The organism is Fibrivirga algicola (assembly GCF_011742925.1).
Lineage (GTDB): Bacteria > Bacteroidota > Bacteroidia > Cytophagales > Spirosomataceae > Fibrella > Fibrella algicola.
Genome location: NZ_WAEL01000004.1, coordinates 113,807 through 125,383, shown reverse-complemented (window position 1 = coordinate 125,383; position 11,577 = coordinate 113,807). Strand labels below are relative to the sequence as shown.

At 53.0% G+C, this 11,577-nt stretch carries 7 protein-coding genes; 3 read left to right on the top strand and 4 right to left on the bottom strand.

The window, feature by feature from the left end:
- The first annotated feature begins 160 nt into the window (after positions 1 to 160).
- Positions 161 to 1,993 (top strand): ABC transporter ATP-binding protein, encoded by a 1,833-nt coding sequence (locus tag F7231_RS11890; RefSeq protein WP_166692051.1) that lies wholly within the window; start codon positions 161 to 163, stop codon positions 1,991 to 1,993.
- 7 nt (positions 1,994 to 2,000) lie between these two features.
- Here the strand turns inward: F7231_RS11890 and F7231_RS11885 are convergent, their stop codons facing one another.
- The 4 genes from F7231_RS11885 to F7231_RS11870 all read right to left on the bottom strand — a co-directional run bounded on the left by F7231_RS11885 (position 2,001) and on the right by F7231_RS11870 (position 7,434).
- Complete coding sequence (locus tag F7231_RS11885; RefSeq protein WP_085413767.1) at positions 2,001 to 2,843, bottom strand: M23 family metallopeptidase; 843 nt, start codon at positions 2,841 to 2,843, stop codon at positions 2,001 to 2,003.
- Between the two features lie 102 nt (positions 2,844 to 2,945).
- Positions 2,946 to 3,866, bottom strand: coding sequence for a PhzF family protein (locus tag F7231_RS11880; RefSeq protein ID WP_166692050.1), 921 nt, complete (start codon positions 3,864 to 3,866; stop codon positions 2,946 to 2,948).
- Positions 3,867 to 3,910: 44 nt separating this feature from the next.
- Positions 3,911 to 4,531 (bottom strand): hypothetical protein, encoded by a 621-nt coding sequence (locus tag F7231_RS11875; RefSeq protein WP_166692049.1) that lies wholly within the window; start codon positions 4,529 to 4,531, stop codon positions 3,911 to 3,913.
- Positions 4,532 to 4,728: 197 nt separating this feature from the next.
- Entirely contained in the window at positions 4,729 to 7,434 is a 2,706-nt protein-coding gene (locus tag F7231_RS11870) for a sodium-translocating pyrophosphatase (protein WP_166692048.1), read from the bottom strand.
- A gap of 190 nt (positions 7,435 to 7,624) precedes the next feature.
- On the opposite strand from F7231_RS11870, the gene F7231_RS11865 reads away from it, so the two are divergent.
- Together F7231_RS11865 and F7231_RS11860 are read left to right on the top strand one after the other, a co-directional pair.
- On the top strand, positions 7,625 to 8,899 hold the full coding sequence (locus F7231_RS11865; RefSeq protein WP_166692047.1) for an N-acetylmuramoyl-L-alanine amidase: 1,275 nt from the start codon (positions 7,625 to 7,627) through the stop codon (positions 8,897 to 8,899).
- 118 nt (positions 8,900 to 9,017) lie between these two features.
- The gene (locus F7231_RS11860) at positions 9,018 to 11,549 is read left to right on the top strand and encodes a PIG-L family deacetylase (RefSeq protein WP_166692046.1); all 2,532 of its coding nucleotides are present in this window, start codon (positions 9,018 to 9,020) and stop codon (positions 11,547 to 11,549) included.
- The last annotated feature ends 28 nt before the right edge of the window (positions 11,550 to 11,577 follow it).

Sequence of the window (11,577 nt, the reverse complement as noted above, 5' to 3'; positions counted from 1 at the left end):
CTAAACTGGAAAATTGACCTGCTGCGAATACCAGAGCAGATACCATATATGTGACTAGTTTAATATGAGATTAATTTTATTCGAAGACAGCCCGATTCTATAGTGAAAATGATAAGTTCTCGCCATCTTCGTCATACCGTAACAAGACTAGTACTCTTTCATGAAAAATCCCTACGTAGCACTACTGCGCACTGCGTGGCAGTATGCTCGTAACCAAAAAGGACGCTACCTGGGCGTCTATGCGTTGTTTATATGCGCCAACCTGGTTGGTGCCGCCCACCCACTGCTGTTTGGCTGGTTTGTTGATCGTATTCAGCGCGATGCCAGCGCGGTACTCCCCGTTACGTTGCAATATGGTGGCCTGTTCCTGGCCCTGAAACTCATTGAGTGGGCATTTCACGGACCTGCCCGAATCCTGGAGCGCCAACTGGCATTTGATGTCAGCCGCAACTTTTTGCAGGAGCTCTACCACCAGACCCTGCACCTGCCCATTTCGTGGCATAAGCAACACCATAGCGGGGCAACCATCAACCGAATCAACAAGGCATACGGTGCGTTGAAATCATTTTTTCAGAACGGATTCACGTACCTGCACGTGGTGGCCAAATTCACGCTCTCCTTTGGGGCTATGCTGTATTTCGCGCCGCTCTACGGCATTATCGGTCTGGCATTGGGTGCATTCACGGTCTGGGTGATTCGCCGATTTGACAAGCCATTTGTTAAAGCCCTTGAGGAAACCAACGAACGCGAGCACAGTTCAGCCTCGTCGCTGTTCGACAGCCTGTCGAATATTGTAACCGTGATCACGCTGCGGCTTGAAGAACGCATGGAAGAACGACTGCTCGATAAGGTGTCGGCGGTTCGGGTCCCGTTTCGCCGTGAGATTCGCATCAATGAATGGAAGTGGTTTGTGGCGACCATGCTCATTGCGCTGGTCTATATCGTCATCACGGTTGGGTACGTTCACGAGCACCACGTACCTGGTGCGGTCTTCTATGTGGGTGGCCTGGTTACGCTGCTTGGTTACGTCAACCAGTTTACCAGTGTGTTCAGCGATGTGGCCTGGCAATACACGCAGATCGTACAATACAATACTGATGTGCAAACCGCTCGTACAATTGGCGACACATTCCGGGAACACTGTGGTAGCACGGGCGAAGAAAAGGGTGCTTTGCCCGCCAACTGGACAACGCTGAGCATCCAAAACCTGTCGTTTGAACACGCAGCCAGCAACGTACCCATCGAAGAAACCGCCAATGGTCCGGTGCTTCGTCGGCCAGCCTCGCTTAAAAACCTGTCCGTTCAGATTCACCGCGGCAAGCGTGTCGCCTTCATTGGCGAAAGTGGCTCCGGCAAAAGTACACTCCTGACCCTCCTGCGGGGGTTATATGCTCCCACTGAGGCCGCCACGTGGCTGGTCGACGGTCAGCAGCAGCACGATTGGTCAGCCATTGGCAACCGGGTTACGCTGTTGCCACAGGAGCCGGAGATTTTTGAGAACACGGTGGCCTATAACATTACGCTTGGTCTGCCGTTCCCGGAAGAGGATGTAGTGGAGGTGTGCCGGTTAGCCCATTTTGCCGATGTAGCTGCTCATTTGCCCAATGGGCTTGACACCCCAATTCAGGAAAAAGGTGTGAACCTCTCGGGCGGACAGAAACAGCGGCTGGCGTTGGCCCGGGGTATCCTGGCCGCGCGCGAGAGTGATATCGTGCTCATGGACGAACCCACCAGCAGCGTAGACCCTAAAACAGAGTACCACATTTACCACAACCTGCTGGCCGCCTTTGCCGATAAAGCCGTGGTCTCGTCGCTGCACCGGCTGCACCTGCTGCCCATGTTCGATTACATCTACATCCTGCGGGATGGGATGATCGCCGATGAGGGCACATTCGTTGAGTTACGACAGCGGTCTGTGCTTTTCAAGGAAATGTGGCGGCATCAGGCCGATGCTGTCAACCGGGTGCGCGATGACGCCGAGGTGGTGCATTAAGCCGAAACTATTTCACCTGCGGCATATCTGACGGGTCCATAAGCAGAAAACCGGGGTTAATTTTCTCGCCATGCCAGCGGGCACCGAAGTGAAGGTGAGGGCCGGTGGTACGTCCCGTTTCGCCAACGATGCCGATTTTCTGGCCTTTGGTAACCGTCTGATTCGGCTTAACATCGATTGATTTTAAGTGAAAATATTCGGTTAGCAGGCCGTTGCCGTGATCGATGTACACCGAGTTGCCGCTGAAAAAGTGATTGGCAGCCAGAACGACTTTACCATTACCGGCGCTCAATACGTCTTTACCCGTAGGTACTGCGTAGTCGGTGCCTGTGTGCCGATCGGCTCCCTGCCCTGAGAATGTTCGGCAGTTACCGAAGCCTTCACCGTTGGGTAAGCTACTGAGCGGCTTGCCAACGGGGAGGTCGAATACCGCTGGTTGCTCCACGTTCTTGGCAATCAGTATCGGGTTCAGGACATCCATCTCTTTGCGGTGACGAGCTTGGTTTGCCGCCGACACATTGACGTACTCCATTTTTTTGAAGTTCTTGATATCCTCGGTCTTGCAGGGCTTTTCGGCCACAACCAGTTTGGCGCTTTCCAGCTTACCGCCCGTAGTGCGGCGTGAGAGCGTATACGTACCTGGCTTTTTCTCCATGTCGATGGCATAGTAACAGGTGCCATTGACGGGGTCCCAGGCTTTATCTTCGAGGCTGCACCGTTTACAGTTTCCGGGCCACCGCACTACTGAACCCTGGGTTGCGGAGACCGAGCGGGCCGGTGTAGTGGTTTGTGAAAAGACGTATGTGCCCGATAAGGCAAAGAAGAAAAGAAGGCCAAGGCGCTGATTCATTGTCGTTGAGTTGATGTCGGATGAGATGACCTCTATCAAACCAACTTAGTGGTAGGTTGTTCGGTTTGCGCGGTAACGGACAGCGGATGCCCGTTCAAGACTTTACGCCAGATGCCAACTACCCTCGGCAATTAATTGGGTCTGTCCGCCAACATTCAGTTCATATTGTTGGGCCGTACGATTGCCGCGCAGCTGAATGTAAGATTTTCTGCCCATCTGAAACCCCTGCTCAACGGTGGCGTCAACCACACCCTCCCGGTGGGTGAGGAGATAAGCCAGAAAACATCCGTTGGCGCTACCCGTTGCGGCGTCCTCCGATAAGCGGCCATTTTCGAGTAAACACATCCGCGTATTAAATGAATTACCCGGCTCGTAGGTCTCTGTAGTAAAGAAAAATAAAGAGGTCGAATGCCCCAACTGGCTATTCGTTCTATACTTAAATCGCTTCACTAAAAAATCCCGGAACGAATTGTATTGAAGCGCGAGGTTTTCCATGGCCTCCAGATTGGTCAGTGGAATAATAATGTAGGGAAGTCCCGTACTTATTTCCTGAATGGGCCATGAACGATCCAGATATGCCGGGTTTACGCCCAACTCAGCGGCCACTTCGTCGTGTCGAAAAAACTCGCGGAAATCGGGTTGTGCCTGCCGCATAAAAATTGCGCTTTCGTTGAGAACGGCAGGCTGTAAAATGGTAATATCAATTGAGCCAATGGGTAGCTCCAGCACCAGGTGATCAGGTACGTTCGGAAGCAGGAATTTGGCAATGATGTAGCTGGTGCCAACGGAAGGGTGCCCCGCAAAGGGCACCTCATGTTCAGGCGTAAAAATCCTGACCGCAAACCGTGTGTTATTCCAATTGGCCTTAATGAATGTCGTTTCAGCGAAGTTTATTTCCTTCGCAATTTGCTGCATCTGTTTGTCTGAAACCAAGTTGTCGAGATCAACAAAAACAGCTAACTGGTTACCCTCGTATTGATTAGCCGCGAAAACGTCTACGATGTAATAGGGTATTCGATGCATCGACGGCGCGCTGGTATGCAAACGGGCGGTGATGTAGCGGCTGGCTACACCATGCTATAACCCATTGCTTTGAAAATGTGCAATTTGATTGAACTCAGCTTTTTATCGTCTGGGTTCAGGGCACTCATTACGTCGAGCAGCCGTTCAATGGCGATCTGGTTCAGGTAATTGTAGCCCATCTTGCCCGGCTTTTTATCCTTTGGCAACGACTTGGTAATTTCTGACGGAACACTCAGGTTAACACGATTTTCCAGGAAGTGGATATGCTTGACAAGCGATTTAATATTTGTCTCCATATCTTCTTGCATTGTATCAATTGGTGATTTTACGCGCTCTTTTTTGAAGGTCGGAAATGCATAAAAGCCAACGATGTATGTATTGCCGTCATGCCAGTCTTTGGCTTTCAGGATAATTATTTTTACTGTTCTTGACTTTTCGAGATCAGGCGTCTTGGCAAACAAATGGGGGAGGAAGCCACGATAATAACCGTTTTCGTCAGCCGGAAATACGGTATGTCCGAAATTTAGACTAGCGTTTGTAATATCATTTTCTTTTACAAAAGTGAAATTAGCTTTCTCTAAATCTTCCGGGGTCGATGGTCCCTGCCACTCGTTGGAGTTCCAATCTATTGCTGCCAGGATTCCGTAAGACGTCTCTTTAGTCATAAGTAGTTCTTTTAAAAAGTACATATCTGAGGTGCTTTGAGTTCACCACCTGGGTAAACCCGACACTGAAGGAACCGGGGTTGCAGCAGTTTGTATGTACTTTGTGCCACGAAGCTACAACTAATCAACGCAAAGTAAGAAAATAGACCAGCCTCCTCGCGGAAGCTGGTCTACCCGAATCCCTGAAAACAGGTGATTTACTTCTTTGTTACCCGAACGGAAATCCGACGATTTTGGGCGCGGCCCGCCTCTGTATCATTCGAGGCCACCGGATGTTCCTGGCCGTAGCCTTCAGCTTCCAGGCGGCTGTCAGCAATGCCCATGCCTACTAATTCCTTCTTCACCGACTGAGCCCGATCACAAGATAGTTTCAGGTTTTTGTCGGCACTGCCAGTGTTATCGGTGTAGCCACCTAGCTTGATACTCACCGCTGGGTATGCTTTCAGAATCTCGGCAATATTTTTCAACTGTTCCTGTGATTCTGGCTTTAACGTGGCCTTACCCGTTTCAAAAGTCAGGCGGTCGAAATCGAACCAGGTCGTTTTATCAACTGGTTTATCCGATTTGATGAACGTAACCAGATTAGCCTCGATACCATCGACATCAACACCAGTTAGCGAGACATCGCCCAGGTTAATATCGATCGGTGTGAACTGTGCCGTTGCGCCGTCGCGATTTGGTGTGCTGACCTTGTTGTTGTCGGCGGCAGTCGACTGTTCGAGGGGTACCTCAGTACCGGCGGCTATTTTGCCCTCCTTGTTGAACCCCTCTACATCCGATGATTTGATGGCGATGTAAGGCGCAATAACCAGCGATACGATCGACATCAGTTTGATCAGAATGTTCATCGATGGGCCCGACGTGTCTTTAAACGGGTCACCCACGGTATCGCCCGTCACTGACGCCTTGTGAGGCTCCGATTTTTTGTAGAACATCTCACCGTTGATGAGTACGCCTTTTTCGAACGACTTTTTAGCGTTGTCCCAGGCCCCACCGGCGTTGTTCATGAAGATACCCATCAACACACCTGACACCGTTACCCCAGCCAGCAAACCACCCAGCACCTCAGGGCCGAAAATGAAGCCCACAATAATGGGAACTGACAGCGCAATGGCACCCGGCAGAATCATTTCGCGGATCGACGCCTGCGTTGAAATGGCCACACACTTTTCATATTCCGGTTTGCCGGTGCCTTCCATGATGCCCGGAATTTCGCGGAACTGGCGCCGAACTTCTTCTACCATCGCCATGGCCGCACGACCAACGGCCGCAATGGCCAGCGACGAGAATATGTACGGAATCATGGCGCCGACGAACAATCCGGCGAGTACATCGGCCTTGTAGATATCAATTGCCGAAATGCCTGAGATACCAACGAACGCAGCAAACAGCGCGAGGGCCGTCAGCGCTGCCGAGGCAATGGCAAATCCTTTACCACTGGCCGCCGTTGTGTTACCAACCGCATCCAGAATATCGGTCCGGCCACGTACTTCTTCGGGCAGGTAACTCATTTCGGCAATACCACCGGCGTTATCGGCAATAGGACCAAAGGCATCAATAGCCAGCTGCATAGCTGTGGTGGCCATCATACCCGCTGCTGAGATAGCCACGCCGTACAGACCAGCGAAGTGGTAGGAGGTGTAGATACCGGCGGCGAGTACCAGAATTGGCAGCACCGTCGATTCCATACCCACGGCCAAACCGCCAATAATGTTGGTGGCAGCCCCCGTAGCCGACTGCCGGATGATCGACATAACCGGACGCCGACCCATAGCCGTGTAGTACTCTGTAATGATCGACATCAACGCTCCTACGATCAGTCCCGTTACAATGGCGAAGAACACATCCATGCGGGTGAACTCAACGCCCCGAATTTCCATCGTGCCCTCTGGCAGCACCGCGTTGACCAGGAAGTACGAAGCCACCACAGTCATAATGATCGAACCCCAGTTACCCAGGTTCAGCGCACCCTGCACATTTCCGTTATCATCTTTCACACGAACCAGGTAACAGGCCAGAATCGAGAAGATCAAGCCCATGCCAGCGATCAGAACGGGCAATACAATGGGAGCGTGCCCGACAATATTGCTGGCCTCCGGAATAGCAATTTCGCGACCCAGCACCATCGTGGCCAGGATCGTGGCCACATACGAGCCAAATAAGTCGGCACCCATACCAGCTACATCACCTACGTTATCACCCACGTTGTCGGCGATGGTAGCGGGGTTACGTGGATCATCTTCCGGAATACCGGCCTCTACCTTACCCACCAGGTCAGCGCCCACGTCGGCCGCTTTAGTGTAAATACCGCCACCCACCCGGGCAAACAGAGCAATAGACTCGGCGCCTAGTGAGAAACCCGCCAGTACTTCCAGCGCACGCTCCATCGGAACACCGTTGACATCGCCAAAGGCGCCGCCAGAACCGGCTACGAAAAAATTATAGAGTAAAATGAATAATACGCTCAGGCCAAGTACGGCCAGGCCCGCTACACCGATACCCATCACCGAGCCGCCTGTGAACGAGACGTCGAGGGCGCGGGTGAGGCTGGTACGTGCAGCATGCGCTGTGCGTACGTTCGCTTTAGTCGCCACTTTCATGCCGATGTACCCGGCAAAGGCTGAGGTAAATGCACCGATGGCAAAGGCTACGCCAATGAACCAATGTGAATTTTCGACCTGTGAACCGGCGAAGGCCAGTACAGCGGCAACCACAGTACCGAAAACGATAAGTACCCGCCATTCTGCTCGCAGGAAGGCAATGGCTCCGTCGGCAATGTAGCCGGCGATTTCCTGCATACGGGCGTCGCCGGCTTCCTGCCGGTTCACCCAACTAAACTTGGCGATCATGACCACCAGTCCTACTAAACCTAACAGCGGTACGATGTAAAGACTATTATTCATATTGACTAGGAAAAGGTTGTTTGAATGCTCGCAAAGATAGAATTTGCCGTTGCATAACCATGCCCATCGGGCCTTATTCTTGACTTTTTACGGGTTTATTTTGGTTATTTTTGATATAAAACACCTCATTTTGGTGCGTTGTGTGATCCTATTTCCACTATTTGCTGGCTTACTGGCCTGATTGTCACCGATGAAAGCTTCTTTAGTATACATTCTGCTGCTGCTATCGGGCTGGGCATCGGCCCAAACAGTCCGGCAAACCGACCGTCGAACGGTTGTTGTGCTGCCAAATCAGGAGCTGCGTGTGACCTACGATCAGCCGTATAGCAGCGTGCTTTTTCAGGCACTATCGGGGCAAACGTTAGCTACAACGTACCTGGTTGCCGCAGGTGATACCATCCGACTTCAGCCCGATCCCCATGCACCCGACGGACAGATTGCCTCGGTGCTTTGCGTGTTCCAGCGCCCCGTTGCCGACTTTATATTGCAAACTGGTTCGCTGACGGGTGAAGTGAGCATGGTGACAGTATACGTGCCGCCCCTGCCGGCCGGGTACGTGCAGGCGCAGCTACGGGCATCGGCAAGGCAACGGGCCGACTGTGACAAACCCATCGTGGTGCCGGCCTCGGTTTGGCGAACTGGACTAACGCCACCCAAAGAAAAACCGGTGCAGACAAAGGTGCAGTTTGTGATCGTGCACCATTCGGCGGGGAGCAACACCACAACGGATTTCGCCGAAGAGGTACGCAACATTTATGTACAGCACACCCAGATCAACGGCTGGAATGATGTCGGCTATAATTTTTTGATTGGGCGCGACGGGGTCATTTATGAAGGCCGTGACGGGCAGGGGCTAATGGATGGCGACAATGTGCTGGGGGCGCATTTCTGTGCGCAGAACTCGGGTACGATGGGCATCTGCCTGATGGGAAATTTTAACGACGTTCAGCCCAGCGCGGTCTCCGTAGCCTCCCTCGATCAGTTGATCGGCTGGAAGCTAAAGAAGGAAGGGCTGCAGCCGATCGGTATGGCGTTTCATCCCGGCTCGGCGAAGCAACTCAACCTGATTTCGGGGCATCGCGACGGGGTGTGCGCCACCGAGTGCCCGGGTAACAACCTGTATGCGGCCCTGCCAACCATCCGGCAGGCGGTCAGTCAAAGTTGCTCATTTACTTCAGCAGTAGAGCCTACGCCGCTGGCCACCGAACCGGGCACCGCCGACTGGACAGTATACCCCAATCCATCGCGGGGTGAGTTGTTTGTTCAACATGCCGCTACCGATCCTGCTCAGGTACGTTTTGAGGTGACAGATGTAGTTGGACGTACCCGGTCAGTGAAGGCAGTACAGACGGCCTTCGATCGCTGGCGTATCGATAGTGATCCGCAACTGACCGGTCTCTTCTGGCTTCGATGTACGGAGGGGACAAGTACGGCTGTTCGCCAGATATGGCGCATTCCGTATTAAATAAGGGGCGCAATGCTTACAGAATTGGTGTCAGTGAACGCCATCATTGTCAATTGGGTTGACGTTTTATCGAACAAACTGTTTTATTTGTTCTGAAACCCCATTGATAATTCATCCTGTGAGATCTATCCGTTTACTAGTTCTGACCGCATTTGTCGGTTTGTCATCACTACAGACCCAGGCGCAGGTTCCCTTCGGAAAGCCCCGAACTGCAACGCCCGGTGATATTCAACAAGGCATCCGTCGATTAAATGTGTTGGGCAGCGTGCTGTACATTGCCGCTCACCCCGACGATGAAAACACTCTCTTTCTAACGTACCTGCACAACGAACGAAACATCCGGACCGCCTACCTTTCGCTGACGCGGGGCGATGGCGGTCAGAACCTGATTGGGGCCGAGCAGGGTGAGTACATTGGCGTAATCCGTACGCAGGAACTCCTGGCCGCCCGCCGCATCGACGGGCCAGAGCAACTGTTTAGCCGAGCCTACGATTTCGGTTTCTCCAAGTCGACCGACGAAGCCGTGAAGATGTGGGGCCGCGATCAGGTGCTGAGCGATATTGTTTACCTGATCCGAAAATTCCAGCCCGACGTGATCGTTACCCGGTTCCCGCCCGATAGCCGCGCCGGACATGGGCACCACTCGGCATCGGGGTACCTGGCCGAAGAAGCCTTTAGACTGTCGAACGACCCAAAAGCGTATCCTGAGCAACTCAAGCTGGTAAAACCCTGGCAGGCACGTCGACTGTTCTGGAATGCGTTTATTCCCAATCAGTTCCAGACCAACAACCGGCCTAATGAAGCAGGTACGTTGCTGGGTATTGAAACGGGGTTGTACAACCCGCTGCTAGGAAAATCGTATGGTGAACTGGCCGCAGAGAGTCGTAGTCAGCATAAAAGCCAGGGCTTCGGCGTTGCGGCCAACCGGGGTAACAAGATCGATTACCTGCTGTTGAAAGAAGGCGATAAACCACAGGCCGATCTGCTCGAAGGCATCGACATGAGCTGGAATCGGGTGCCCAACAGCGAGCGAATTCAGGAGCAGGTATATAGGCTAGGCAACCAGTTTAACCCGCTTCAGCCGGCCGCCAGTATACCTGCACTGGTTGCGTTGCACCGCGAAATCAGGCAGTTGGATACCACGCAGGTGTACGTAAAAACGAAACTGGCCGAGGTAGAAACGATCATTCAGCAATGCCTGGGTTTGGTTTTCGAAGCCTTGCCAACCGATTATGCCGCTACGCCCGGTGGTCAGATCGACGTTCGCCTCAATGCCATCAACCGAATCAACTTCCCGGTGAAGCTCATCAAGGTACGGTTGCCACAGGCTGGTCGCGACACGACGATGAATCTGCTGATGAAGCCCAACGAGCAGCTTTCGTTTACCTTCCCGGCCAAATTACCCGCCAGTCTGGCGTATTCGCAGCCCTACTGGCTCGAAAAACCGCTTCAGAAAGGCCTGTTCACCGTAACTGATCAGCGGAAGATTGGTCTGCCGGAAAATCCGCCGCAACTGACCGCCGAATTCACCATTGAACTAGATGGCCTGCCCTTTACCTACACCCGGCCGTGGCTCTACAAATACACCGATCCGGTGGAAGGTGAACTGTACCGTTCGTTTGAAGTCCGCCCCGACGTGACCGTCAATCTGACCGAGCGCGTATATGCGTTCGCCGACAACGTACCTAAAACGGTCGACGTACTTGTGAAAGCAAACCGACCCGGCGTAAAAGGAACTATCAACCTCGATCTGCCGGCAGGCTGGCGCGCCACCCCGGCAACAATTCCTTTTTCGTTGACCGATAAGCAGCAGGAACAGCGCGTAACCTTCACGCTGATACCCCAGACAGCAAAAGCCGAAACCGGGAAACTCAAGGCCGTAGCCACTACCGACGCGGGTCGCTTTACAACAGGCATTCGCACCGTGAGCTACCCGCACATTCCACCACAAACGTTGTTCCCGGCCGCTGAAGCCACCGTTGAACGCTTGAATGTGATCGTGAAGGCCAAAAACGTAGGCTACATCGCCGGGGCGGGCGACGACGTACCTGCCGCCCTTCGGCAGATGGGCTGCACTGTGTCACTCCTCGATGAAGCCGAATTGGGCAAAGACCTCTCCCGTTTCGACGCCATTGTGGTGGGCATTAGGGCCTACAATACGGAGGAGTATCTAAAAAATGTGCAGAGTAAGCTGATGGAGTATGTGCAGAAGGGGGGCACCATGGTTGTGCAGTATCTAACGCCCGGTAGCGCCGTGTTACAGTCGGGCCTGAAGGTCAACCAGATCGGGCCGTTCCCGTTTGCCATTGGTCGCGATCGCGTTGCCGAGGAAGATGCCACCATCACGGTGCTGAACCCCAATCAGTTCCTGCTGAACAAACCGAACAAAATCACGGAAGAAGACTTTAAAGGCTGGGTGCAGGAGCGGGGCATTTACTTCGCTCAGGATTACGGCCAGCCCTACGAATCGCTCTTCTCGATGAACGACACAGGCGAAGCGCCTAAGCTTGGCAGCCTGATCTACGCGCCCTACGGAAAAGGCCACTTCATCTATACGGGCATCGCATTCTTCCGTCAACTGCCAAACGGCGTTCCCGGTGCGTATCGCCTTTTCGCCAACCTGATCTCGGCCAGTTCAAGCAACAAATAAGATAGAGTATCGAAAAAAGGCTGGGTAC